General features: G+C 61.8%; 22 protein-coding genes. 8 read left to right on the top strand and 14 right to left on the bottom strand.

Annotation, left to right across the window (positions count from 1 at the left end; translation table 11 throughout):
* Window positions 1-64: 64 nt before the first annotated feature.
* From D3791_RS15535 to D3791_RS15525, 3 genes are all read right to left on the bottom strand, one after another.
* Complete coding sequence (locus D3791_RS15535) at window positions 65-1,258, bottom strand: hypothetical protein (protein WP_172512745.1); 1,194 nt, start codon at window positions 1,256-1,258, stop codon at window positions 65-67.
* 141 nt (window positions 1,259-1,399) lie between these two features.
* Window positions 1,400-2,962, bottom strand: a complete 1,563-nt coding sequence (ffh, locus tag D3791_RS15530) for a signal recognition particle protein (protein ID WP_061952269.1) — start codon at window positions 2,960-2,962, stop codon at window positions 1,400-1,402.
* A 195-nt stretch (window positions 2,963-3,157) separates the two neighbouring features.
* Window positions 3,158-5,182 (bottom strand): M23 family metallopeptidase, encoded by a 2,025-nt coding sequence (locus D3791_RS15525; protein ID WP_172512744.1) that lies wholly within the window; start codon window positions 5,180-5,182, stop codon window positions 3,158-3,160.
* 438 nt (window positions 5,183-5,620) lie between these two features.
* Here D3791_RS15525 and D3791_RS15520 point away from each other — a divergent pair, with 438 nt between their 5' ends.
* From D3791_RS15520 to D3791_RS15490, 7 genes are all read left to right on the top strand, one after another.
* A complete protein-coding gene (locus D3791_RS15520; RefSeq protein WP_246242173.1) occupies window positions 5,621-6,346 on the top strand; it encodes an esterase/lipase family protein in 726 nt (241 codons plus the stop codon).
* A gap of 141 nt (window positions 6,347-6,487) precedes the next feature.
* Window positions 6,488-6,703 carry a DUF6480 family protein gene (locus tag D3791_RS15515; RefSeq protein WP_172512743.1) on the top strand — a complete coding sequence of 72 codons (216 nt, stop codon included), beginning with the start codon at window positions 6,488-6,490 and terminating at the stop codon, window positions 6,701-6,703.
* Window positions 6,693-7,328, top strand: coding sequence for a cyclodeaminase/cyclohydrolase family protein (locus tag D3791_RS15510; RefSeq protein WP_172512742.1), 636 nt, complete (start codon window positions 6,693-6,695; stop codon window positions 7,326-7,328). Before D3791_RS15515 ends, D3791_RS15510 begins: the two co-directional genes overlap by 11 nt.
* Before the next feature lie 89 nt (window positions 7,329-7,417).
* Complete coding sequence (locus D3791_RS15505; protein WP_172512741.1) at window positions 7,418-7,798, top strand: hypothetical protein; 381 nt, start codon at window positions 7,418-7,420, stop codon at window positions 7,796-7,798.
* Window positions 7,799-7,919: 121 nt separating this feature from the next.
* Window positions 7,920-8,450, top strand: a complete 531-nt coding sequence (locus D3791_RS15500; protein WP_172512740.1) for a hypothetical protein — start codon at window positions 7,920-7,922, stop codon at window positions 8,448-8,450.
* Window positions 8,447-9,874, top strand: a complete 1,428-nt coding sequence (locus D3791_RS15495) for a phytoene desaturase family protein (protein WP_172512739.1) — start codon at window positions 8,447-8,449, stop codon at window positions 9,872-9,874. The genes D3791_RS15500 and D3791_RS15495 overlap by 4 nt, the downstream gene beginning before the upstream one ends.
* A gap of 426 nt (window positions 9,875-10,300) precedes the next feature.
* Window positions 10,301-10,627: a hypothetical protein gene (locus tag D3791_RS15490; RefSeq protein WP_245858298.1), complete on the top strand. Its 327-nt coding sequence runs from the start codon at window positions 10,301-10,303 to the stop codon at window positions 10,625-10,627.
* 103 nt (window positions 10,628-10,730) lie between these two features.
* Here the strand turns inward: D3791_RS15490 and D3791_RS15485 are convergent, their stop codons facing one another.
* From D3791_RS15485 to D3791_RS15475, 3 genes are read right to left on the bottom strand one after another with little or no spacing between them, the layout of a single operon-like run.
* Window positions 10,731-11,465 (bottom strand): glycosyltransferase family 2 protein, encoded by a 735-nt coding sequence (locus tag D3791_RS15485; protein WP_172512737.1) that lies wholly within the window; start codon window positions 11,463-11,465, stop codon window positions 10,731-10,733.
* Window positions 11,458-12,828, bottom strand: a complete 1,371-nt coding sequence (locus D3791_RS15480; protein WP_172512736.1) for a bifunctional PIG-L family deacetylase/class I SAM-dependent methyltransferase — start codon at window positions 12,826-12,828, stop codon at window positions 11,458-11,460. The genes D3791_RS15485 and D3791_RS15480 overlap by 8 nt, the downstream gene beginning before the upstream one ends.
* Window positions 12,822-13,883 (bottom strand): acyl-CoA dehydrogenase family protein, encoded by a 1,062-nt coding sequence (locus D3791_RS15475; RefSeq protein ID WP_172512735.1) that lies wholly within the window; start codon window positions 13,881-13,883, stop codon window positions 12,822-12,824. Before D3791_RS15475 ends, D3791_RS15480 begins: the two co-directional genes overlap by 7 nt.
* Before the next feature lie 381 nt (window positions 13,884-14,264).
* On the opposite strand from D3791_RS15475, the gene D3791_RS15470 reads away from it, so the two are divergent.
* Window positions 14,265-14,456, top strand: coding sequence for a CsbD family protein (locus D3791_RS15470; protein WP_022876651.1), 192 nt, complete (start codon window positions 14,265-14,267; stop codon window positions 14,454-14,456).
* Between the two features lie 129 nt (window positions 14,457-14,585).
* Here the strand turns inward: D3791_RS15470 and D3791_RS15465 are convergent, their stop codons facing one another.
* The 8 genes from D3791_RS15465 to D3791_RS15430 form a co-directional block, all read right to left on the bottom strand.
* The gene (locus tag D3791_RS15465) at window positions 14,586-15,062 is read right to left on the bottom strand and encodes a pyridoxamine 5'-phosphate oxidase family protein (protein ID WP_172512734.1); all 477 of its coding nucleotides are present in this window, start codon (window positions 15,060-15,062) and stop codon (window positions 14,586-14,588) included.
* A 102-nt stretch (window positions 15,063-15,164) separates the two neighbouring features.
* Window positions 15,165-16,295 carry a YihY/virulence factor BrkB family protein gene (locus D3791_RS15460; RefSeq protein WP_172512733.1) on the bottom strand — a complete coding sequence of 377 codons (1,131 nt, stop codon included), beginning with the start codon at window positions 16,293-16,295 and terminating at the stop codon, window positions 15,165-15,167.
* 132 nt (window positions 16,296-16,427) lie between these two features.
* Window positions 16,428-18,620, bottom strand: a complete 2,193-nt coding sequence (locus D3791_RS15455) for a catalase (RefSeq protein ID WP_425483120.1) — start codon at window positions 18,618-18,620, stop codon at window positions 16,428-16,430.
* 139 nt (window positions 18,621-18,759) lie between these two features.
* Complete coding sequence (locus D3791_RS15450) at window positions 18,760-19,980, bottom strand: ammonium transporter (protein WP_172512732.1); 1,221 nt, start codon at window positions 19,978-19,980, stop codon at window positions 18,760-18,762.
* Window positions 19,981-20,278: 298 nt separating this feature from the next.
* Window positions 20,279-20,938: a hypothetical protein gene (locus D3791_RS15445; protein ID WP_172512731.1), complete on the bottom strand. Its 660-nt coding sequence runs from the start codon at window positions 20,936-20,938 to the stop codon at window positions 20,279-20,281.
* 179 nt (window positions 20,939-21,117) lie between these two features.
* Entirely contained in the window at window positions 21,118-23,250 is a 2,133-nt protein-coding gene (locus D3791_RS15440; protein ID WP_172512730.1) for an acyltransferase family protein, read from the bottom strand.
* A gap of 325 nt (window positions 23,251-23,575) precedes the next feature.
* On the bottom strand, window positions 23,576-24,262 hold the full coding sequence (locus tag D3791_RS15435) for a hypothetical protein (RefSeq protein WP_172512729.1): 687 nt from the start codon (window positions 24,260-24,262) through the stop codon (window positions 23,576-23,578).
* 154 nt (window positions 24,263-24,416) lie between these two features.
* On the bottom strand, window positions 24,417-25,718 hold the full coding sequence (locus D3791_RS15430) for an SH3 domain-containing protein (RefSeq protein ID WP_172512728.1): 1,302 nt from the start codon (window positions 25,716-25,718) through the stop codon (window positions 24,417-24,419).
* Window positions 25,719-26,033: the final 315 nt, after the last annotated feature.

Raw genomic sequence — 26,033 nt, 5'->3', positions numbered from 1 at the left:
GCGCGGGTGCGCAGCAATTAGCTTGCTGCGCACCCGCGCTGTTGGCATTCCGGTTGACTAGGATCTAGAAGTCCCGTTTGGCTCTGGCCGCATCGATAATGCCCTTGCCCAAATAAAACGCGCCGTCGGCGTACCAGGCGAACATCAGCAGCTGGCGCGCGGGCTTTGGCAGCCAAGCGAACTTCCGGCTCTTGGCCAGCAGCGCATGTACGCCGATGCCCGAGGCCAGCACCAGAGCGCCAGAACCGATCAGCGCCTGTGGATTCCATCCGGCACGGAAGAGCACCCGCTTCAGCCCAGTGGCTTCGCGCTCCTGCTCGTTCAGTGCCGCGCGCAGGCTTCTAAAGGGGCCACCGGTGGAAATAACGCGGCGGTCCTCAGGGATGGGACGGCCGGTGAGGTAGTCGACGCTGCGAGCATCGAAGCCCAGCAACGCGACAAATCGTTTCATGCTGGCCAGATCAACTGGTCCTTGCATCAGGGCCAGGGCTTCCTCGCGGGCCTTCGGGTCAGAGATCAGGGCGTCCAGCAGTTCAACTGTTTCCTCGCCGATGCCCAGCAGCAGCCCGTCCAGTTCCTTGAGGCGCGAAGCCGCAGGAGAGTCCGCTTCCGGTTCCAAAATGGGCTGGCGTTCCAGATCCAGCACCATGCTCAGCGCCGGGCCGAAGAGATCGCCGCGCGGGCGCTTGGCCTCAACAGTTGCCATGATGACGTTGCCGGTGCGGGTCAGCGACAGGAAGGGGCGGTTGGATCGGGAAATCCCTGGGGAGAAAACCGGCTGGGTCGGCATGGCCATGAGCCCGGATTCGGTGTCCCAGACGGTGATCTGGTTGTCGTCAAAACCGGCGGCCAGCACCAGTTCCGAGGCTTTCAGGGTGGCTCCGTGCAGCAGCTCGTTGGTTGCCCCAAGATCCCCGAGGATGTCGTCGTCCGGAGTCGGGCCGTCGATCTCATCGCCGTCCACCAGCACATAGTTGGCACCGGTCGAGTTCTTCAATTCGTGCACCAGCTTGGTGACACGGGATCCTTCACGCAGCTTGCCCTTGGCATCAATACGGTAGAGCACCGCGTCCCGGGCTTCGCTGACGGTCGCCACTTCGGCCAGGACTTCGGTGGATCTCTCTCGTTCGACGGCTCCCCCGATGAACCCCAGCAGGCGGCGATCAGCCAATGCGGTGCGGACAACTTCTGCGGCGTCTGGCTTGTCGCCCATGAAGATGAACTCTAGGTTGAGGTAGTTGAACTCAGACGAATCCACGAAGGCAGATTCCTTTCACTGGTGAAGTAGCTGGCTACTGTCAATCATAGTTTGGGTCTGGGACACACAGACAAAACGCGCCATGGGAAAACTATGTCAGTTCCCATGGCGCGTTCTCGGCCTATGCAGCTGGCGGGCTTGTTACTTGCCCAAGTACTTCTCGAAACCTGCTGGCAGGTTCAGGCTTGATGGATCGAAGTCCTGGTTGGCGCCGGCGCCGAAGGATGCTCCGCTGGGTGCCGAAGACTTCTTGTTCTGGGCTTCCAGCTGGGCCTGTGCGGCCTTGGCCGGGTTGCCGAACTTCTGCTGCTTCTTGCCTTTGCCCTTGGCCTTCGCCTTGCGGGCAGCGCCACGGCCTGCACCTGGCATGCCCGGGATGCCGCCACCGGCAGCCATCTTCTTCATCATCTTCTGCGCTTCGGTGAAGCGCTCCAGCATCTGGTTCACCTCGGAAACCGCAACACCGGAACCCTTGGCGATACGTGCACGGCGCGAGCCGTTGATGATCTTCGGTGCCACGCGTTCGTGCGGGGTCATCGAGCGAACGATGGCTTCCACACGGTCGATCTGGCGCTCGTCGAACTGCTCAAGCTGCTGGCGGGAGATCTGCGCACCGGGCATCATGCCCAGCAGCTTCTTCATCGAGCCCATCTTCTTGATCTGGGCCATCTGGGCGAGGAAGTCGTCCAGGGTGAAGTCTTCCTGGTCGGCGAACTTCTTCGCCATGCGCTCGGCTTCGCCCTTGTCCCAGTTCTTCTCAGCCTGCTCGATGAGCGTCATGACGTCGCCCATGTCCAGGATGCGCGAAGCCATGCGGTCCGGGTGGAAGATCTCGAAGTCATCCAGGTTCTCGCCGGTGGATGCGAACATCACTGGCTTGCCGGTCACCGAAGCCACCGACAGGGCGGCGCCACCACGGGCATCGCCATCAAGCTTGGAAAGGACAACACCGGTGAAGTCCACGCCTTCGTGGAAGGCCTGTGCGGTGTTCACCGCGTCCTGGCCGATCATCGCATCGATGACGAACAGGACTTCATCCGGGTTGATGGCGGCGCGGATGTTCGCTGCCTGGGCCATCATCTCGGTGTCGACACCCAAGCGGCCGGCGGTATCAACGATGACCACGTCATGCAGCTTGGACTTGGCTTCGGCGATGCCGTCGCGGGCTACTGCTACCGGGTCACCGGTAGGCGTATCGAACTCCGAGGAGACGCCCGGGTGCGGTGCGTAGACCGGCACGCCGGCGCGTTCGCCGTTGATCTGCAGCTGCTTGACGGCGTTGGGACGCTGGAGGTCACAGGCCACCAACATCGGGGTGTGGCCCTCGGACTTCAGGTGCTTGGCCAGCTTGCCGGCCAGGGTGGTCTTACCTGCACCCTGCAGACCGGCGAGCATGATCACCGTTGGAGGGTTCTTGGCCAGATTCAGGCGGCGGGTCTCGCCTCCAAGGATGCCTACGAGTTCCTCGTTGACGATCTTGACGACCTGCTGCCCCGGGTTCAGGGACTCGGAAACCTCGGCACCCAGTGCGCGTTCCTTCACCTGGGCCACGAAGGCGCGGACCACCGAGACGGCAACGTCAGCGTCGAGCAGGGCGCGGCGGATTTCGCGGACGGTACCGTCGATGTCTGCTTCAGTCAGGCGGCCCTTGCCGCGCAGGTTCTTGAAGGTTGCTGTCAGGCGATCGGAAAGTGAATTAAACACGTGCCGGGCACTTCTTTCGATAGGTCTTGTGGTGCGCATTGGAAAATCGCACAGGACTCAACTCCCAAGAATATCAATAATCGGGCGCCGAACTAACCAGCTGTGCAGCGTTTCACCCGTTGACTGGTGCGCAATGCAAAAGCTGCTGCCCTCCTGAAGGAAGGGAGCAGCTTTTGGGGTACCGGCAGCCAAGGGCTACGGCTTGGCCTCGCTGGCAGCAGGCGCGGTGCCTGCCGACGGCTGCGGCACCTTGGCTGCTGCGGCAGCTTCAGCCGGTGCAGAAACAGTGGCCTTCGGCTTCGGCTTGGCCGCTGCCGGGGCAGCTTTCTGCACGGCCGGCGCCGCAACTGGCGGCTTTGGCTTCGGCTGAGGTTGCGGAACCGTTGCGTCCGGCGCCTTCGCGACCTTCTTCGCTGCAGGCGCAGCCGCCTTGGACGGAGCTGCCGGCTTGGGTTTGGCCGGGAATGCCGGCTTTGGCTTAGCCGGTGCTAGCGGCTTCTTCTTCGCCGGAACAGCCGCCTTCGGCTTGTCCGCGACTGCCGGCTTGGGCTTTTCAACCACTGGCTTCTTTGCGCTCTTCTTCTCTGGAGCAGTAGGCTTGTCCGGGGCCAGCTCCTTGGCTACAGGTGGAGCCTTCTGGTCCTTCTTGGCCTGCATGTCCACGATCTTCGGCTGGGCTACACCGATGATCTTTTCTGTCCCGGCCGTGGGCTCGGTTTCCTCCTCATGGTCCGAGGTGTCCGGGTTTCCCGTTTCTTTCTCCTGCTGCGGTTCGATACCCGAGTCCGGGCTCGGTTCAGGAGCTAGGGTTGGTGCGGCCGATGGAGGTGTCTGGGAGGATTCCGTTTCCTTTGTTGGTTTCTCCGGGGCTGGAGTCTCCACGGCGCTCGGTGATGCCGAAGGCATCGTCGACTCGGTGGGTGACGCGGTAGGTGATGCGGAAACGCTGGGTTGCTCCACTGGTCCAGTGCTTGGCGTTGGCGCTGCAGTCGGCGCACTTGGAATCGGTACTGCAGTTGGCACGCTTGGAGTCGGCACACTTGGCTCAGCTGGAACAGGAGTTTGCGTTGGCGAAGGCGTTGGCTGGGCCTTCGGTCGTTCGGCTTCCAGCTTCTTCGGCGGCTTGGGCACCTTGCTCGGCTGCGGTGCCGGCTGCGTGGTTCGTGGAGACGGGCTGGTTTTCGAGTGATCCTTTTTCGGCTGGGTCTTAGGCTTGGCCGCCTTGGCCTTTTTATGGTTGCCGTCGGCAGATGGCTTCACCGGGTCAGCCTGGTAATGCTTCGCACGGGTTGGGCGTTCTTCGCCTGCTGAGCCGCGGTTGCTTGAGGGCCCGGAGGAATGCCCAAATGCTCCAGCAACCAATTGTTGGCGCAGGGCACTGCCTGCGTCCACCGCAAATGGCCCGGCTGCAAGTACCGCTCGCCGTTGCCCGCCGGCCATCGGCAGGTAGTTGCTCGGATTCTGCCACTGCCCATTGACGATGACTTCGAAATGCACATGGCAGCCAGTGGAATTGCCTGTTGTCCCGGACAACGCAATGACTTGGCCTTGGACCACGAATTCGCCAACGCTCACCAGCAGCAGCGAATTGTGGCTGTATCCGGTCTGCACCCGATTCCCGTGGTCAATGGTGACCCGTTGGCCGGAATGGCCCGCCCAGCCAGCCACAATCACCCTGCCGGTCTCGCTGGCACGAACGGGCGAGCCGCAGGCAATGGGATAATCCTGGCCGATGTGGATTTGGTGCCCGGCACCTGTCGGGTTGGTTCTCCAGCCGAACGCACTGGAGATTTGCCGGGTGGCCACCGAGTGCTCCAGCAGCAGGCCGGTGCGCAGCATGGCCGGCCGGATCTCCTGGGACGCGGCAATCGGTGCGGGCGGCACGGTTACCCCCGAACTCGATGTTGCCGTCATAGCCGCTCGATGCTCGGCCACCTGTGCCACCGGGCCAGGCTCGGACCCGCCGAGCCTCTCAGTGCCAGATTTCAGGCCGGTGATTTCTATGCCGGCCACTTCGGACATGTCCGGTACGGTGACGACGTCGCTCCCGATCAGTGGCTGGGATTCCGCGCTGAAGGCCACGGCGCTTGATTCGGCCATGGCAGGCATTGCACCGGCCGCACCGGGCCACGCCAATGCACTACTCAGGACAAATGCCGCAGCAATAGCCAGTGCGCCATCAGGCAGCCGGCGCCTGGTCCCCAAGATTCCGCGCGGCATAGAACTGTTTAAACCATGATGTTGTCGTTTCATAACTTGCCAGTCCCCCAAAACTGCAATTACTCAACAGAACCTCAGAATAGTCCTAGCCCGAAGAATAATCCATGGCTAGTTGAGGGCTTTTGTAACGGCAAGGATGATTCTGCGGAACACCGTTCTCCCGCGGCACCATTCCAGTCGTGGCGAGACCCCGGAAATCCGGCATCAAATCGTTGCAATTTCGACGCCTGCCCGAGTTCCGGCGAGCGCCGATTCCACCCGGGATTCCCGCCTCGATTCGGCGCGTTGCCGACAACTGGCCGGCCGCCGGAAACCCGGAATTCCCTGGGCGGGCAATGTCGCTTCCTGCCTGAACCGTGCTGATGTGCTGATAATGCTGTGAGGAGGGACCGCGGGGCAACTGGTCCCCGCAGCGCGGTGAAAAACGGAGGATCCACGGTGGAGACCAGCACCCTGGCCGGCAGGCTTTCCCGGTGGGCAGTGCTGTCCTGCGCATGGCTGCAAGATTATCTCTATGCTGGCGCCTGGCAGCTGCGTTCACTGCTGCCAGGCACGCCGGCCGACCAGCTGCGCACGGGCAGCGACCCGGCGGCCGAACCGGTGGTCCTGATTCCGGGAATCTGGGAATCCTGGAAATTCATGCTCCCGCTGGCCAAGGCGCTGCACCAATTCGGCCACCCAGTGCATGTGATCCCCCAGCTCGGCTTCAACCACGGCACCGTACCGGAGATGTCCGAGACAGTTTCCCGCTACCTGGCCAAGGAGCAGCTGGACGGTGCGGTGCTGGTGGCGCACAGCAAGGGCGGCCTGATCGGCAAGTACCTCATGGCCGCCTCGCTGCAGGGTTACCGGATCAATCGGATGATCGCCATCGGCACTCCTTTCTCCGGTTCGCGCTATGCGCGCTATGCTCCGATCCGCTCCTTGCGGGCCCTGTCCCCCAATGACCAAGGGCTGCTCAAGCTCTCGGCCAACTTGAGCGTGAATTCGCGGATCATCTCCATCTACAGCAGCTTCGACCCGCACATCCCCGGCGGCTGCGACTTGGCCGGAGCCACCAATATCAAGCTGCCCACGCTGGGGCATTTCCGGTTGCTGTCCGATGCGCGCCTGCATGCAGCAGTGCTCAAGCACCTGGGGCATGAATCGCCCTCGGCCGCTTGATCCCCGGCAGGCAGCGCACCTCAATCCGAGCGTTCGGTGTGAATTGCTCCTTGCTGTTGAACCGGCTGCTGAGCGCTGTCTAGCGTGGGCGGACAAGGGCTGGACTCTCGGCCACAGCAATCATGCAGATAGGAGCAGCCGATGAACCCGCAGGAATTCTCCGCGCCGCAGGATGATGGCGAACGCGACGATGCACACGACGATGCGCAATCAGCCAACCGCGAGGCCGCAGCCGCGTCCAACCCCGATCCAGAAGAGCAACTGATTACCGGGCTGGAACCGGGCGGTTCGGTACCGCCGGGTGAAACCCCGCCGGGCGAGGGATCGATGAGCCAAGACCAGGGCCATGGCGAATAGCCTGGCGCAGCGTCCAATCAGCGATGCACGCATTGGACGCTGGCTGGAGGAGCTGGCTGAATCGGACGGGAACCCGGGCGGCGGAGCCGCGGCGGCGCTGATGCTCGCAGCTGCCGCCGCGCTGATGTCAATGTCCGGCGGCTACGTATCAGCTTCGGGGACCGCACAGTCCGAACTCACCGGCCTGCTGGCACGGGCCAAGCAGCTGCGGCTCGACGCGCTGGCCATGGCAGACCGTGATGCGCGGGCTTCCGCGGAGTTCGGGGTAGCCTACGCGCAACCGGCCTCGGAGCAGCGCGACCGCCGCCTTGCACAGGCCTGCTTGCAGGCCGCGAAATCCTCTGCCGCACTCGGTGCGCTGGCCATGACCGCCCTGAATGACCTGCGCTGGCTCTCTCAGCAAGCCAAACCGCAACTGGTGGCCGATGTCGCCACGGCCCTGGGCATGCTGAGCGCAGTGCTGAAGGCTGCCAGCAGCAATCTGCGCTATGACCTTTCCCAGTTGGCTTCCGGCACGGCGCAGGTCAAGCACGCTGGGTTATGGGATACCGCAGCATCTCTGGACCGGGCGATGAAAAATGCAGGACAGCTGGCCGCGCGCATCGATGCGCGCATCAAGCGCTGATCCGGCTGCCAGCACGGCCGATGGCAAAGGCATCGATGACAAGGAATGATGACCATGACCCGGACACCGATCAATGCATTGATCCTGGTATGCACCCTTTCCCCTCGCCCAAGGCCTCCAGCAGCGATTTGCTGGCCCGGCAGGTGCTGGAGCGGCTGGATGCCGAGCTGTCGGAAACCGACGAGCAGGGCCGCCCGATCTTCTTCGGCAAGGTAGGCCTGGTAGCAGTGGTGGGCAATGAGGACGGCGCGCACAAGGTGATCGCGGATCTGGGCCAGGGCCTGTCCGATGTCGGGTTCACCTTGGCGGCCCAGGGCTCGACCTACTGGGTGGGGCAGGCCATGCACACCACCGACTACCAGGACCTGCAGCAGACCCCGGAGGTCACGGCCAATGCCACGGGCATTGCCATCCGCAACGCGGCCCATCTGGCGCGGCTGCTCAAGGCCAGCCCCTACCCTGCCTGCTAGCCGCCGAAAGCTGGGTGCAGCCTGCAGATCAGCGGTGCGCCATTGGCCAGCGGCGGCCGGTGCCCTAGCGTTCGACCCAGCAGAAGACTGCAACCGCTTTCGAGAACTAAGGACGGGCACGATGCCGAACAACACCATCGACCAGATGACCCTGCACAGGTACTTGGGCGAGCACCTTCTGGGTTCCGAATCGGGGCTGAACCATTTCAAAGCGGCGCACCACACCTGGGCGGGCACTGCGTACTCCGACCGCTTCGAGTCGCTGCACCAGCAGGTGAAGGACGACCAAGCGGATCTGAAGCGGATCATGGACCGGCTGGGATGCAGGCAGCGTCCGCTGGCCCGCCTCCTGGCACCGGTGGCCAAGCTCGCCGGTCATGTCAACCCGTTCAATCCGTTGCGGATGCGCACGCTGGCCGCCGCGCAGGTGCAGCTCGATGTGCTCACCGGACTGCTCAATGCCAAATTGCGCATGTGGCAGACGCTGCTGCTGATGCTGCCCCACGATCCGCGCCTGGACCAGGCGCTGCTGCAGGACCTGTCGCACCGCGCCGAGTCGCAGATCAGCCAGCTCAAGGCGCTCAGCGATGAGACCTGGCCCGAGCGCTTCGCCCCGCAAGAACACGAGAACCAGGAGGAACGCCGCCGATGAGCAATGGGAAGGCGAATGTCGTCGGGGCCGGCCCCAATGGGCTGGTCGCCGCGGCGGTGCTTGCGCAGAATGGTTTCGATGTCCAGGTCTTCGAGCGCAATGCCCATCCGGGCGGCGCCGCGGCTTCCGGCAGCACGCTGGGCGAGGGCACCATTGTGGATTTGGGAGCTGCCGCCCACCCCTTCGCCTATGGCAGCCCGGCATTCGCGCATTTCGACCTGGCCGGCCATGGCCTGCAATGGGATTTCCACGATTACCCGCTGGCCCACCCGCTGGACGACGGCCCCTCGGTCTTCCTGCACCAGAGCATGGACGCCACCAGCAGGCAGTTCCCCGCCGACCGGAAGATCTGGCGGCTGCTGCATGGGCCGCTGGTGCGCCATCCGCAGGCGATCCTGGAGAACGCCACCAGCCCGCTGCTGGGCATCCCGCCGCATCCGGTGCTGATGGCGCGCTTCGGGCTGCGCTCGCTGCCGCCGGCGAAGCTCTTGGCCACCGCGGCCTTCCGCACCCGGCAGGCCGCGGCGCTCTTCGCCGGCTCCAGCGCGCATTCCATGCTGCCGCTCGCCCACCCGTTCACCTCGGGATTCGGCGTGCTTTTCGGGTCCCTGGGCCAGTCCTGGGGGTGGCCGGTGGCGCGCGGCGGCACCGGCAGCATTATCGACGCGCTGCTGCGGGTGCTCGATGGGCTCAGGGTGCAGATCCACACCGGGCACCAGATCACCAGCCTCGCCCAGCTTCCCGATGCCGAACTCACTTTCCTGGATACCACGCCCCGCCAGGTGGTGCAGATCGCCGGCGGTCAGCTTCCGCCACGCCTGCGCCGCCGGTTCGAACGCTGGCGCTACGGCACCGCTGCCTTCAAGGTGGACTACCTGCTCGATGGCCCGATCCCCTGGCAGGATGCGCGCACCGCGCGGGCTGGCACGGTGCATGTGATCGGCGATGCCGCCGAGCTGGCCGCTGCCGAGCACCAGGTCGCCTCCGGGAAAATGCCCGACCGCCCCTTCGTTATGGTGGTCCAGCCTTCGAGCGTCGATGCCTCGCGCGCCCCGGCCGGCCGCCACGTCATCTGGTCCTACGCCCACGTGCCCCAGGGCTATGCCGGGGATGCCGGTGCGCTCATCGATGCGCAGATCGAGCGGTTCGCGCCGGGCTTCAGGGACCGGATCGTGCAGCGGGTGGACACTTCCCCGGCGCAGCTGCAGGCCTGGGATCCCAACCTGGTCGGCGGCGATATCGGCGGCGGATCGCTGTCCGGCACCCAGCAATTCTTCCGCCCCTCCGCTTCGCTCAATCCGTATTCCCTCGGCGTTCCGGGACTGTACCTGTGCTCCTCTTCCACGCCGCCTGGCGGCGGGGTGCATGGCATGGCCGGCTGGCATGCGGCGCATCGGGCACTGCGCGAGCTTGCGCGCACCTGAGCCGATAATCAGCGCCATTAGTTGCCGGCGATGGATCAGCGGCATGCAACTACATAGGCGAACCGAGCCCCCGCAGCCCAAGCCAATTCCTGCAATAAGGCTTTTGACTAGTAAAAATATAGTCTGGGAATTCCCTTAGAATCGGGACGGGTGCACAAGAACTTGGTGGGCCAATGATAATTTCATACCAAGTCCCCACCGCTTGGCGTATGGTCGACAGCGTCACTGCAGGCCATGCCGCCGCCTCAGGGGCCGGAAAACTGCATAGTTGAAGTGAGAAGTATCGTCTAGAAGTGGAGGGTAGTTCACATGCCAGGAAGGCTAGTCAGATCCCGGACCGCGGAGCGCGTTGCTGAGTTGCTGGGATCACGCGAGGGCAGAAGACATTTGGGCAATTATGGCTGGACCCAGGGAATGCCAGTGGTCATGACACAGCCTGAGGAATCGCTCGACGATGTCATGGGCCTGGTTTCGGTGCATAAGCGGCCGGTGCTGGTCGCGATGCTTGAAAAGCAGACCGAGGAGCTGAAATTCTTGCACATTTCCGAGCCTTCTCCAGTCTTGGAAGTGGTTCCGGCCAGTGCGCCGCGCAGCACGATCAAGGATTTGTTCGCGCAGGCCGAGCACAGCGGCATGGCCGCATTCCGCGTAAAGTACTGGCAGTACAGTGCGGTCGCCCACGCGGTGCCCCATTTCGACGCGAATGCGCCAGGACACAGGTACGCCGCCCAGGAGTCCGGCAGCAGCTTATAACAGCTAGCAACGCTGCCACTGGCACAGCCCCCTGTAATCTGCGCACCGCGCAGTTCACCAGGGGGCTGTTTCCATGCCCGCGACCAGGTCTGCTTGCTGGATGCTAGCCGGTGTTGAGCATCCGGTGATCCAGCGCCGCCAGATAGTCCGCGAAGCCTTCGTCCAGCCGGCCGCGCAAGCGCCCAGAGGTGGTTGCCTGCAGCCGGGCCGTGGCCTGGACCCGGTAGCCGGCATGGCGCAAGGCTTCCACCAGTGCCACATCCTCCCGGGCCGCCAGCGGCTCGAAGCCTCCGACAGCCAGATAGGCAGCGGCGCACACGCCGAAGTTCGCGCCATGGATATGGCCATGCCCCTCCACCGGCTGGTATTCCTGCTGCCAGAGGGCGAAGATGTGCTCTTCGAGTTCGCTGCGGTCCGGTTCCACGGTTCCCGCTACCGCATCTGCCCCGCGGCTATGCAGGCGGGCAAAGCCCTGAAGCCAATGCTCGGGGACGCAGGTATCCGCGTCGGTGCTGGCCAGCCAGATGGCGCCCGGGTCGCCGGCCGCTGCGAGGAGGCCAAGGGCATGGCGTGCTCCTGCGGCACGGCTCGCACCGACATTGCCGAAGCCGACCTGCTGCACGCTGATCCGCCAATCCTCGCTGGCATGCCTCCCGGCGATCTGCGCTGTACCGTCCGTACAGCTGTCGGCAACCACGATGGCCCTGGCCTGGATCTGCGGGCGGGCATGGGCAAGACGGTCCATGGCCGCGCGCACCGAATCCAGGCAACGGCCCAGGCGTTCTTCCTCGTCGCGGGCCGGGATGATCACCGCCATGGCCGCCAGCTGCCTACCCACGGGCACCAGCTGGCTTGCGCAGTATTTCAAGCAGGAAATCGGCTTCGCGATGCTCCACGATGCGCTCCCACCCCAGCTGGCCCGCCATGCGGTGCACTTCTTCCCCGTCCAGCGGCCAGCCTTCAATGGGATGCAGCCAATGGCAGAGCACCAGCTCGCCGCCGGCATGGAGTGCGGCCGCGCTGGCGGCGAGCACCTGCTCCAGTTCGTCGGCTGCTAGGAAGTAGCCCATCTCGCTGAGCACCACCAGTTGCAAGCTGCCCGGCTCCAGCTGCGGAAATTGTCGGGGCACCGTGGCCTGCAGCAAGTCGACGTGGTCCATTCCTGCCACGGCACGCCTTGCTTGGGCCAATGCGGTGGCGCTGGCGTCGACCGCCAGCAGGCGCGTGCTGCGGCGGGCCAGTTCGGCGCTCTGCACTCCGATGGAGCAGCCCAGCTCCAGCACCGCCGAGTACCGTTCCTGGGGCAGGGAGGCGAGCAGGATCTGCTGCTTGCGCCGCTCATAGCGGCTGCTGCGGTATTCCCACGGATCCTCGCGCTGCCCGTAGAGCTCGTCGAACACCGCCGGAGCCGACTCTGCATCCTTGTGGCCAGGCCAGGTGGCGCGGAAGATCTCGGCACCGCGGGAAAAATGCTGCAGGAAGGCTTCGCTAAGGATGACTTCGTCTCCTGGCAGTGCGGACAGCGGCCGGGTTTGGGAACGGTGGGCGTCCAGGGCGCGGGCCTTGGCCTGCGCGCTGGATTCATCCAGGTCCAACCGGTGCCAGTGCTTCCAGCTGCGCTGGCTGTCCGGATGCCCCCAATGCCAGAACCAGATGGGGAATTCCAGGTGGCATGCATCGCGCGCCAGGGCGCAGTCAGCGGCGATAAGGGACAGGATTTCGTGGTCCGGGTGCCCGTCGGCGCGGTAGGTGCTGGCGATCAGGCAGTCTCGGCTGGCGTGCTGCTTTAGGGCCGCGCGGATCCGTGCTTGCTGAGTTTCAAGTTTCCCGTCGCCCAACCCCAGGCAGTGCAGGTGCAGCGTCCCGGCCTGCGGTCCCTGTACGCGCAGCGTGCTCATCGCCTCGTCCAGCTCCGCCTTGCGCAGCGAGGCCAGCTGGGCGGCGGTGTGCGTTGCGGAGTGCGGGTGCGATGCTTCACCGAAGCTGCAGACAATCACGTGGACGTCGATCCCCCGGCATAGCGCCATGCGGATCAGTCCTCCGGCGCCCAGCGTCTCGTCATCCGGGTGGGCGGCCAGGACGATTACCGATGAGAGTGCGTGGAAAAGCTTCTCCGGATCCAATGCTGCGATTCGCCCAAGCCCAGCCTGCTGCCAGCAGCTTGCAGATGTTCCCTGGTCCTGATGCGTGAAATTCACCATGCGCTCCCGCCTTCCCGGCCGGCGCGGTCGGCAAGCAGCTGGCCCAGGGCCGCGTCATCGCGGGCAGCGTGATGCTGGCGAAGATAGATGCCCAGGTCTGCTGCGCGCCGCGCATGCTCCTCATCGGCGGTTAGCGGTCCCGGTCCGGTGGACTCGCCGCTGAGCTGCAAGATGCGGTTGCATGCCCAGGCCACCTGGCCGCGGATCCGATAGGCGGCAATGGCATCCAATTCTCCGGCATCCGCCAGCCGGGCGGCATGTTCCAACAGCGCGGCGGAGCCGGCCAGCAAGCGGTCAGCTTCGCCGAGCCAGGCGAGGGCCAGCTGATCCGGGGTACGCGCTTGGGCGCTGCGCTGCAGATGACGGTAGATTCCCACCGCTCCCCCGAACCAGCAGGCGGCAACACCGACGCCGCCAACCGCGAACCCCGGGCGGGACAGGTACCAGCCAGCGTCTTGCACCGGTTGGCTCGGCACTCCCGTGAAGTCCACGGAACCGCTGGGCAGCTGGGCCATTCCTCGGCTGATCCAGCCACCTGTTGCCGGTTCAACGCCGGGGTGGCGGAGGGAAACCATGAACAACCGGTTCCCCTCCGGTGTTCGGGCGGTGACCAATGCATGCGTCAGCGCGGCGGCCAAGGAGCACCAGGGCTTGGTGCCGTTCAGCACCCAGCCTCCGCCGGACTCGCGGACAGCTTCCAGAGCGGTGGTGGGCGACTGCGCGGCGAAAACGCCCCAGGAGGTGCCTGCTTGCCACGGCATGCCCGCCTGGCTAAGGATTCCGGCTGCATCCAAATGCGGTTCCAGCGTCCTGGCCGCAACCAGGTCGGTGGCGGCCACGGACGCCAGCAGCTCCCAGAGCCGCTGCGTCTGGCCAGCGGCAGGGACCGGAGGATCCTCCCCGGAGCCTTCCAGCACGCGCAGCATCGCTTCCGGGTTGCCCTCGCAGCGCACGGCGGCATCACGCACCGCTTGCTCGGCACCCCACCACGGCTCGCCATTGCGGGTTGCAAATCGTGGTTCGCCCGTACTGAACGTCACAGGCTTCTGGTCCATCAGCCCTCTTTCCCTGGTCGGAACTCATGACCAGTCTAGGTTCCGGGCAGTTCGTGGCTCGCCCAGCTGAATGGCACCTGAAAACCGCAAATAGCCACAGACCCACCCCTGAAGTGTCCCGCGGGAAGAATCCGGGGATGCTGTGGAGCAGCTGGCCAACCTGGCAACGCAACGCGCATGGTTCAGGGACGCACCGTCAACCGCACCGAGGGCCCAAGGCACAACTTCGAGAGAGCTTGCGGAATTCGCCGCGCTGAAGACCGCTCTGTGATGATCTGCAAGGTACGCCACAAGGAAATTCCCAGCTTCAGGTCCCCAATTTGCAATCTGCCCTAGAGTTCAAATTGTCAGTACACCAGATCCACACAGGAGGTAAGAATCATGGGAATTGGAGACAAGATCCAGAACAAGGCCCAGGAAGCATCTGGCAAGGCCAAGGAAACCATCGGCGATGCCACCAACAATGAGCAGCTGCAGGCCGAAGGCGTGAAGGACCAGGCCGCTGCCAAGGCCAAGCAGGCAGGCGAACACGTCAAAGACGCCGCCAAGGATGTCAAGGACGACCTGTCCTAAGCAGCGCAACCAGCTGTGCCCCATGGATGCAGATTCATGGGGCACAGCTCTTTTCCGGCAACTTGGAAAGCGCTATGGCCGCCGCTCCGCAGTCAAGGAGCGGTGGCCGTAGCGCCAAAGCATCGAGTACTACAGTTCGACGCTGTTCGATTCGCCGGGCTCCGCCGGCTTTCCGGTGAGCTTCTGCTTGACCCAACCGGCCACCAGGCTTGCCGCCCCGCCGGGGTTCTCCCAGTATTCGGCGGAGACTGCATTGATGCGCAGCAGCACTGTCTGCGCGGATTCCGGACCTTCGCCGGCGAAGGTCTCTACAGCGGCGTTCCACAGTTCCTTCTTCTTAGCGACGTCGAGCACCACCTCGGCGTGCCCGCTGACCGACACCCACTGCTTGGATCCGCTGAACGCGGCATTGACCAGCCCCTGAGCGCGGATTTCCTGGACAATCCCCGCGTCGGCGGCGGAGAAGAACCAGAGCTCCCCCTGGTCGGTGGCTTCAACCAGCGCCAAGGGGCGGCTGGCCAACCGTCCAGCGCTGTGGGTTGTGACCATGGCGATCCGCAGATCCTTGATGATGTCGATAACCTTGCTTGCCTCTTCGCTGGCCATGATGAACTCCTTTGCATCGGGATGATCCGGTCCTCTTACACGCTACTGATTTGCCGGCCTGGGCCAACTCGCGCCCAGGTGGTTGCCAGCTTCGGTAGTTGCTCAGCTGTCCGGGTTCCGCCTGGACTGAGGATCCGGTCGCTCTTCGGCGCGCAACTCGCTGGCGAAACGCAATTGCCGTCCGTCGCTGATGTCCTGCTCTTCTTTCTCCTCCTGCTTCACGCTGGCCTTGGTATCCCGTGGCGGGAGCTGCACCGAGCGCTCGGCGGAAATCCCCGCTTGCAGCTGGCGCCCGCGCTCTGCTTCCGCGTCGAAAACCGCGCCGAACAGCAGTGCGAGGTTGGCAATCCACAGCCACAGCAGCAGCACGATGACCCCGCCAATAGCGCCGTAGGTCTTGTTGTAGTTCCCGAAATTCGAAACGTAGAAGAAGAAGCCCACGGTCGCCACCGCCAGCACGAACAGCGCAATGGCCGAGCCGAGGCTGATCCAGCGGAACTTCGGCTGCTTCACATTGGGAGCCCCGTAGTACAGCACGGCAACCAGCACAATCGCGCACAGCACGATCACCGGCCATTTGGCGATGTTCCAGACCGCCACTGCGCGCTCGCCGAGCCCCATGACGTCGCCAATGGCCTGCGCCAGCGGGCCGGAGACTATCAGCAGCAGCCCCAGCACGCTGGCCGCAACAAGAAGTACCAGTGTCAGCAGCAGCATCAGCGGGCGCAGCTTGTAGAACGGCCGGCCTTCGGCCACCTCGTAGATCTGGTTCATGGCCCGGCCGAAGGCCCCGACGTACCCGGAGGCGCTCCACAACGCACCGAGCAGGCCGGCAAACAGGGCGAGGCCTGCCGACGGGGCTGAAGCCAGCTGCTCGATGGGTTGCCTCAGGGTTTCCACAACTTCCGGGCTCGCCAGTTCCTCAAGCAGCGAGAGAATGTTGCGGGTCATGTTTTCCGCTTGGCCGGCGACTCCGAGCAGGGAGACCACCGCGAGCAGTGCCGGGAATAGGGAGAGCATCGCGAAGTAGGTCAGGGACGCTGCCATATCCGTGCAGTTCTTCCGGGAGAATTCGCTGATGGCGCGCTTGGCCGCGTATTTCCACGACTGCGCGTGCATGTCCGGCGGGGATTCGGGCTTGGACTCGGCATCCGGTCCAGGTGCGTGCCGGGCTTTGGCAGCGGTATCGGCCACGTGCCCTTTCGCGTCATTGCTATCGGTTCCTGAAGGCATCTTGCGACTCTCCTCAAAGATCTCTGTGCCAGTTCGTTGCCTCCGGCCAGGCGGCCAGGAGAAGGCAGGCGCGGCAGGCGCAGCGAACTCTGCGCCTGCCGCGCCGCACGCCGTTCCAGCTTGGCCGTGCTGCTACTCGGCGACCGGGAAGCGCTCCCACGCGCGGTGGGTGGAAAGCAGCTGCTCCGCGCTCTCGGCCACCGCCGACAGCTCGACCAGGGCGATGCCCGGCGCGTCATCTTCCAGGCCCACCGCTTGCAGCAGGCCATCGGAGAGCCCGTCCAGGGTGATGATGGCCTTGTTGTGCCGGTAGGCCTCCGCTACCAGCAACGCCACGCGCGGGTCGATGGGAACCCCGCCTGCCCCCAAGGCGCCGGCCTTGGCATCCAGCGCAACCGCGGCGTCCGGGGCCGGCGGCAACGGGCCGATGAGCACCAGCGCATCGAATTCGATGGAGCGCGCCGTCAGGTAGGTGCGGTCAATGGGCAGGTCCGGGGCCACCTCGCCGCCGGAGGCCGAAACGAGCAGCGGGGACATGCCCCGTTCGGCCAGCGCCTGGGCTATTGCCGGCACGTGCTGGTGGTTTCCGCTGTTGAACACCACCCCGACCTTGCGCCCGTCCACTGGCCAGGCTTTTCCGATCTGGGACAGCGCGGGGCTGGCCACCGGGTCATCCAGCTGCACTGCGGCCGGTGCCGGCAGGCCCAGTGCCTGGGCGACCCCGGCGGCCAGCTGGGTATCGATCTTCGCCAGGCATTCCACCTGCCGCTGGCGGATCGCGGTATCGGTGCACTTGCCCAGTTCAAAGGAGTAGGCCTGCTGCACGTGGGCGCGCTCCACGGCCGAGAGGCTGATGTAGAACAGGCGCGCCTGGCTGTAGTGGTCCGAGAAGCTGGCCGGCTCGGAACGCATCTTCTTCCCGGAGGCCACAGGCTGCGGGAAGTCCAGCGGAGGCTGCTGGCCAGAAACCACCTGCGCCATGTATGGGCAGCCGCCATCCAGCGAGTTCGGCTTGTACGGCGCGATGCCCTTGGGCACCCGGTGCTGGTGGAAGCCGTCGCGGAACATGTCGTTGACCGGAGAGTCCGGCGAGTTGATCGGGATCTGCGCGAAGTTCGGTCCGCCCAACCGGGTCAGCTGGGTGTCCAGGTAGGAGAAGAGCCGCGCCTGCAGCAGCGGGTCGTCGCTGATATCGATGCCCGGAACCAGATGCCCGGGGTGGAAGGCGACCTGTTCAGTCTGCGCGAAGTAGTTCTCCGGGTTGCGGTCCAGCACCATCTTGCCCAGCGGCTGGACCGGGGCCAGTTCTTCTGGCACGAATTTCGTCGGATCCAGCAGGTCGATGCCCTCGAAGACCCCCGAACCGTCGTCGGGGAAAATCTGCACGCCCAGTTCCCATTCGGGGTAGGCTCCGGCATCAATGGCTTCGGCCAGATCGCGGCGGTGGAAGTCCGGATCCGCGCCGGCGGCCAGCTGCGACTCTTCCCAGGCCAGCGAGTGCACGCCGAGCCTGGGCTTCCAATGGAACTTCACCAGTGACGCTTTGCCCGCCTCGTTGACCATGCGGAAGGTGTGCACGCCGAAGCCTTCCATCATGCGCAGCGAGCGGGGTATCGCACGGTCGCTCATCTGCCACATCACGTGGGCCTGGGCAGGGGTATGCAGGGAGACGAAATCCCAGAAGGTATCGTGGGCCGATTGCGCCTGCGGGATCTCGGTATCCGGGTGCGGCTTCGCGGCATGGACCAGATCCGGGAACTTGATGCCGTCCTGGATGAAGAACACCGGGATGTTGTTGCCCACCAGGTCGAAAATGCCTTCTTCGGTATAGAATTTCGTGGCAAAGCCGCGGGTATCGCGGGCCGTGTCCATCGAGCCGCGGGAACCGACCACGGTGGAGAAACGCACGAAAACGCGGGTGGTACGTCCGGGCTTCAAGAAGTCGGCCCGGGTCAGCTCCTCGGCATTGCCGTAACTGGTGAAAAGGCCATGGGCCCCGGCCCCGCGGGCGTGGACCACGCGTTCAGGAATGCGCTCATGGTCGAAGTGCATGATTTTTTCACGCAGGTGGTGGTCCTGCAGCAAGGTCGGACCGCGTTCGCCTGCTTTGAGCGAATGGTCGGTATCGCTGACCGGTGCGCCCTGCGCGGTGGTGAGGTATTCGCTGTCCTGGCCCGGCACCGATTCCGGCTGCTGCCCTGGGTCAGTTGGATGCTTCGGTTCATTGGCCATGGCGTTCTCCTTGTTTCTCGGGAAATCCGGCTGGATATTCTCCACGCTAGAGGCCACCGACTCGTGCTCTCCAGCGGGTCCAGCGATTCCCATGGTTTACACATCTAGCCCGGAATAGGCCGTTAAGTGCGGAAACCGCCGGTGGCTGCATGGCCCACCGGCGGTCTCCCGGACACCGTGATGGCGTCCTACCCCTTGATTATGTATTTGTTATTTTTCAGGTCCCACCCCTTTACTTAGAGGCCAACTGGTAGCCAGCATCGTTGTGCTCGGCTGCGTCGATACCGGCGATTTCAATATCGGCCGATACTCGCCATGGGCTGAACTTGCCGATGATGGTGGCGATAGCCCAGGTCATTACTGCGGAGAAGACCATTACTACGAGAAGCGTCATGAACTGTGCAACAAGCTGCGACAGGCCGCCGCCGTAGAACAGGCCGCCAGCGCTTTCCTCGGTTGGCAGTGCGAAGAAGCCAAGGAACAAGGTACCGATGATACCGGCCACCAGGTGGACACCGACCACGTCGAGGGAGTCATCGTAGCCGAGCTTCCACTTCAGGTTGACTGCCCAAGCCGAACCGGCACCAGCCAGGAGGCCGAGAAGCAGTGCTGCCCATGGGGCCAGGTCTGCGCAGGAAGGAGTAATAGCAACCAGACCGGCAACCAGACCGGAAGCAACGCCTACCGAGCTAGCGCGCTCTCCGCGCAACTTCTCAATGAGGATCCAACCGAGAATTGCTGCACCTGGTGCTGCGAAAGTATTGATCCAGATCAAGCCAGCCTGCTCGATGGTGGTGGCGGCACCGGCGTTGAAGCCGAACCAACCGAACCACAGAAGGCCAGCGCCGAGCATGACCAGCGGAGTGTTGTGAGGCTGTGGGCGATCGTGGAAGTTGTGACGCTGGCCGAGCTTGAGTGCGAGTACAAGAGCTGCGATACCTGCGTTGGTGTGGACTACTGCGCCACCTGCGAAGTCAATTGCTTCGCCGAAGATCTTGCCGAGGAAGCCATCTGCTGAAAGCAGGCCGCCACCCCAGACCCAGAAGGCAACCGGTGCGTAGACCAGGGTGACCCACAGTGGGATGAAGAACAGCCAAGGAGCGAAACGAGCGCGGTCGGCGATGGCGCCGGAAATGATCGCTACCGAGATCATGGCGAAGGTGCCGGAGAAGCCTGCAGAAAGCAGGTCTGCCTGTTCGGTATTGTGCATCGCGAAATCACTGATCGGGTTTCCGACGATACCTGCGATGGTTGGTTCACCTGCGGAGAACGAGTACCCCCACAGTACCCAGACCACGGCGGTAATTGCCGCGGCGGAGAAGCTCATCAGCATCATGTTGACCACGCCGGTAGAGCGAGTCATACCGCCGTAGAAAATTCCAAGTGCAGGTGTCATCATCAAGACAAGTGCGGCTGCTATCAGGATCCATAAGCTGGCTACGTCCAACTCCATCAGGATCACATCCCCTCAAGGTGTTCGGTGTATCGGTGGCGAGTCGGGCCCTACTGCAGGATTACGGTGTCCTTGGCCCGGTGTTGAGTCCATTCTTCGCGATGGATGTTTCGATACACTCGCCGATTCGTTTCAACTGTGTATCAAGACACGTCCCTGCGTAACGTTTGGTTCTCGCGGATGTTTCGACGTTGTTTCGCCTGATTCACTCTCGGGATGGCTGGCTGTGATTGTGGGTCTGGCGCTCGTTGCCAAAACTGCCTTGCAACGGCGCACAGCCCACAATCATTGGAACTGCCTAGGCCTGCTTGATCTTGACCACCTGGAACTTCGGTACCGTGGTTGATCCACCAATGGTGGTGTCATAGGTCAAGGATCCAAGAACAGTGGCAGTGACCTGAACAATGTCATCAGCGACGAAGTCATCGAGAATTTCGCAGTCGAGCAATCGATCGCCAGCTGTGAACATCGAATTGTGTTCGTAGTCGTATTTGCCCACATGGGCGTGGCTCAGATCTGCCCTGAATGCGCATGGACCGGTCCCTGAATCGAACTGCGTGATCCTGGCGTATAGGATGACGTTTTCATCAATGTGGGCATCTGGTTTCTTGACGATTTGGGCCAGCTCCCGTTGGCTGACTTTCTTGGCCCGGTTCGCATTCTCCTTTTTGGCCTTCTCTTCTGCTTCCTTGGCCGCTTGCTCTTCAGCTTTTCGGGATGCCGCCGCTTCTTCTTCTGCCCGACGTTCTTCTTCAGCGGCACGCAGCTCATCCGCTTCATCCTGGACTGATTCCAACGAGGCTTGCGCCTGCTCCAGTTGCGCCGCCAGTGCTTGTTTTTCGGTGTCCAGCGCCGAGGCCGAGGCTCGAGCTTTCTCGAAGTCCTCAGTCGAAACGCCACAGCCGGTCAGCGACAGGGCCATGGCTACGGCTGATGCCAGCCAAATGAACCTTTTCATGGTTCTGCTCCATTTCATGGGTGCGAGTTCCCGGATCCCCCAAGTGCATCCGAGTACTGCTGATCATGGCAGGGCAGGCGGACAATATAGCGCCGCAAAGCAGAAATAAATGCGAAAGCTGCTGCCGGAACTAAATCCAGCAGCAGCCTCTACTCCTCAACGGGGAATTTGCTCTGTAACTACGAGGTCGGGAACAATCTCTTTGAACCCAACGCCTTTTCGATACGCAATCCCAGTGTTTCGGCAAGCGATTGGGAGTACGTTGCCGTCAGATGCGAATGATCCCAATAGGCCAAGATTCCCCCGATGACCGTGTAGCATTGCCCGTCCTCACAAAGCTGATCATTCATGTCAACTGATACAACATCCGGATCAGCAAGTTCTTTCACTGCATCAACCTGAGGATCCATCGGGATCCAATCTTTGGCCTCGCCACTGCATTTGCTCGGCTGCTCTGCATTTTCCGCAACGCAATCCGGGGCGCTATCAATTGAAGTCCCAGGGAACGAAGTGTCACGGATGACCACAACCTCTGCTCCGGTTTCTGACCAGTCTTTCAGAATCTCTTTGAAGGCTTCAGTGGCCGGGGCTTCGGACGTTTTCATGCTGTGACCGCTTACCGCCACTGATTGCCGGTTAGAGCTGACAATCAAATCGTAGTTCTCTTTTTTGAACTGGTCGGTCACCCAGACTCCATAATCGCTGCAACCATCGATGCTTGCGCGATCTTCGAATTTTTGTTTCTCGCCCATGACGGAACAACGGCTGGCCAAGTAGGTATCGATCTGCCAACCGTTCTCCTTGGCAAGGCTATCCAACGCCGGAAACCATTGTCCTGCGTGTGAGTTCCCGACCAATGCCACCTTGATATCCCCTTGGCCGTAGTGGCAAACGGGTCGATCTTGAAAGTCAGTAGAGGAACTTGCAAAGCAATCGTCCTTGTAGACTTCTGGCTTGTCGGTTTTTGCGGCAACGGGGGCTGGGGCCACCAGTTGGTTGGTGCTTTGCACAGCAGCCGGATTGCCACATACTGCAGTCAACGCCGAAGCCCCGAAACAGTCTTCGCCCACTGCCTTTTCCACCTGCGCAAGAGCCATGTTGATATCTCGCGCGTCATCAGCAACGCGAACGCTGGTGAGGTAAAAGGCACCTGCGAATAATGCCAGGACCAAGCTGCCGGCAGCCAGGAATCGGGGAGCAGACAGCAACGCTGAGGCGTCGATGAACTTCCTGAACCGAACTTCCACCAGCTTTTGCGTCAAGACTGCAAAAATCAAGGTGAATGCCAGGGCCACTAATTTCTGCGGCCACTTGAAATCGTCGACCATGAATGGCACCAGGACCAGCAATGGCCAGTGCCAAAGGTAGATGGCATAGGAGTTGTCACCGAAGAATCGGAACAGCTTGGTATTCAACAAGAAGTTTGGCGAGTACTTATGCGTGGAATTGCAGAGCAGAAGCAGAGCGGTGCCAAATACCGGAATAGCCGCGATGAAGCCGGGGAATGGCATTTCTCCGGTGAATGCCAGGGCACCGAAGGCAATGGCGAATAGGCCGCCCCAAGAACCAATCAAGCTGACGATATCGTTCTTCGCTGCGTGCGCGGCAGTCCCCAGCGCGGCGACCAAAGCTCCGACGGCGAATTCCCACACACGAGTGAACGTCGAGAAGTAAGCTGCGCCAGGATCCGTAGCGGTGGCGTAGAGCGAATACCCGGCGGAAAGTATGAATACCAGCCCGATGCCGCCTAGCAGGAGATTCCTCGGTGCCTTCTTGTACTTCAACGCAGCAAAAATGAGGAGTCCGATGAGGATTGGCCACACGAAGTAGAACTGTTCTTCGGCGGATAGGGACCAGAAATGCTGGAACGGACTAGGCGCGTCGCCTTCTGCGAGATAGTCGACTTTCGTCAAAGCCAAGAACCAGTTCTGGAAGTAGAAGGTCGCCGCAATGGCCTGCAGACCCCAGTCTTGCCAGACGGTTTGTGGCGCGAAGATCCAGATACCGGCGACACTGCAAAGGATAACGAGGAACGAGGCCGGGATAAGACGCTTGACGCGGCGCATCCAGAAACGGCCGATGTCGGCCATGTTCTTCGGCGGATTGGAAATCAAATGCGATGTAATCAGAAAGCCGGAGATAACGAAGAATACATCTACGCCGACGAATCCGCCTGGTAAGTAATGTCCCCAGAAGTGATACAAAACTACGATGCCTACGGCAATGGCACGCAACCCTTGGATATCCGCACGGAATCCACGGGGCTTCGAGTCCGGCTTTGCGGGCAAGGGCAAGTCTTGATTGGACGACACTGCTGGATGGATCCTTTACCGTCTGAGTTGTCTGCGTAGAGCCGGCCACCCAATTAGTGAGACGCCATCGCTCGCAGTCAATATTTACCGGAAAAACTGACGGGTTTCTGAAAATCTGCCCGAGCTAAACTGGCCATGCTCTGTTCACAACTAGCGCCATTCTCGTTCAAATGTCAGTTGACTTGTGTCGTTACGAAGACGACATTCGAGAGGGAATCCACTTCAGCTAGAGGAGTTTCACATCTGATCCTTGGGCGTGTCGCACCCCACGCCTACGTGGGGTGTCGTTTCGCATGGCCTAGTGCATGGAAATCCCCGGCCGAGATCAGTAGCTCCAGGTCCAACCGCCACTCTGGTCCGGGTCATAAACGATTTGACCGGTGGAATACGGCGAATCCAACACCACTTTGCCTCGAATATCGTCGCCTGCTCCAACAGCGATATCCAATGGGTTGTCTACCTCGCAGTAGAATGCCGCCACAGTGTTCAAGTCGTAGACAACGTTTTTATTCTTCCCTGGGGAAGCTCCGAACGACGACGCATCCAATGGCATGAGAGCAATCTCTTCGTCAACCACCTTGGCCGCGGAAGCCGCGAGCGAAGCACTGACATCCAGGACGAGAAAAACTCCATTTTCGGGTGTGATTGTTTCATCGAATCCACGCAGGATACATGATTTCTCGACCTGCACGCTGTGGACCGTTACTTCGAACGAGGGCTTCGTTGATCCGTCCATTGTGAGCTTGCCCGGTTCGCCGAGGTCCTTGATGACTTGGGCCTCGGTGTCCACTTTGACTTCCTCACCTGTCTCAGCATCGGTTTCGGCGTCATTGGCCAGGCTATCCTGCAACTTATCCGACGTGGGCCCAGCCTGAGCCGAGAAACTGTGACTGCCTATTATCAGTGCGCTTGTCACGGCAACTACGGCAACAGTTGCTCCAGCGCACACGGCGATCTTGCGTCGGCGGTCCTTGATGGATTTCAGCTCTGCGCTTTCAAATGACTTATCCATGATTCTGTCCCTTGCCCTATGAGTGCTTCAAGAAGTCCCCGGATGAAATAAAGCGGCCGCAATTCTTGACCACTTTCTCCGAGAACGACGTGGTTTTATATGTCCACGACTGAGATCCATCGGTCAGGTTGAAGTTCTGCCGTGTGTACATGGGCTACCCTTGGTACTTCAGCTGGCCTTCATAGATATCCACCTTCTTGAGCATGGCCGGACCTGCGGAGTCCGAGTACTGGAATTGCTCAGCCACGACAGTCTTCGGCCCGTTGGTCAGGAACGTCCAATTGGCATTCCACAATTGATAAAGCGAAGGATTGGCAAGCCTTTGGTCCTTGACCTTTTGCTGGAAGCCTCCCATCACGTTGTACGCGGATTGCCCGCTGCGCAGTGTTCTGTAGACTGCCACGGAGTAAAGACCGTGGCTTCTGAGATTCTCGGCTTCTTTGATCCACCCGGACAACGAGCCAGCATCAATCCGCACCCATCCCCCGTCAGCCTTGTGCGTGACGGTGACTTTCCATCCTTTTTTGATGCTTCCAACCGAAGCCGCCCCGGAGACCGGATTCTTTTTAAGAGATAGGCCGGTGGTGCTGAACCTCGAGTAGTTCTTCACATCAACGGCAGGAGGAATATAGCCTGCTGGCTTTCCGAGATCGGTGACAGCAGACCAAACGCACTTGCTATTCAAATTGATCTCGTCGCGACGATTCGCAGCATCCCAGGAACCCCAGCGCACCTTTGCGCCGAGCTTGATGCTGCCTACCACTTTGGAGCTGCTCTTGCTCGCAGAGCTGTACACCGAGCCATCGCGCTGCGCATACCGGTACTGGAAAGCTACCGGGTCCCGGTTGGTGGTTTGGGCCCAAACCCAGCGTCCGTTGACATAGATTTCGTCGCAACGATGAGTTCCATCCCATCGGCGGTACTCATACTTGTCGCCATGGTGAATCCTCCCCAGATACGAGTCTTTGTTTGGATCTTGGTGCGAGTAGATGCCACCGCTTTTCTGCACATACCGATATTGCTTGGCTGGCCGGGTACGCACTATGTTTTTGGCTTCCACCCAACCGTGGTAGTAAACGGTTTTGATATGGGCACTACCGCCGCTGATTTCCAGCAGACTGACTTGTGTGCGCAGATTAACCGAGCCTATGCGGCTGCTTAGCGAGCTCGTTGCGTGAATCGGCGTGTACCGAGTCATGTATCGTATGGAGTCGTCTTTGATATACGTCCGTGTGCTCAGATACTTGCTCGAAGACCATCCAGTTTTGCCTCCCCACTTGACTTGCCACCACGCATCTTGCTTCTTCCCCGTGGGCTGCACGACCGTTCCCTTAGGCATCACACCCAGCGAGCGGCTGCCAGTCGACGCCGAGGCGCGAAGGTTGAGATTCTCGGTTGTGCGCGTCTCAGTGACCTTCTTTGATGAACTTTGACGGCGGAGCGTTCTCCGGATCATAAGAGAGAAGTTGCACTTGAATCCCTCGTTGCACCAGCGCAGAGCTTGATGGCGCTGTCATCAGCAGGGGGATGAATAGGGCAAGGGTACTTAGAGCCGCCATGGCAGCTCGCTTGTAGTGCAATTTTGACCTGAGCGTCAAATAACTTCCCCACGTTCCAACCAAGACTGCTAGTGGTGATCCCGGGTTCCAGACCGCAGAAGGCTAACCCAGTTGAAGCTTATGGCATTACTTCCCTACCAGCAAGAATTTTATCAAACATTTATATTTTAAAGTGATGCTGCATTCAATGCCAGCAACAGGGATGATCTGGT

Origin of the sequence: Glutamicibacter mishrai (assembly GCF_012221945.1) — a bacterium.
GTDB classification, from domain to species: domain Bacteria; phylum Actinomycetota; class Actinomycetes; order Actinomycetales; family Micrococcaceae; genus Glutamicibacter; species Glutamicibacter mishrai.
The sequence above is the reverse complement of the archived record's forward strand: the minus strand, read 5'-3'. Positions and strand labels throughout refer to the sequence as shown.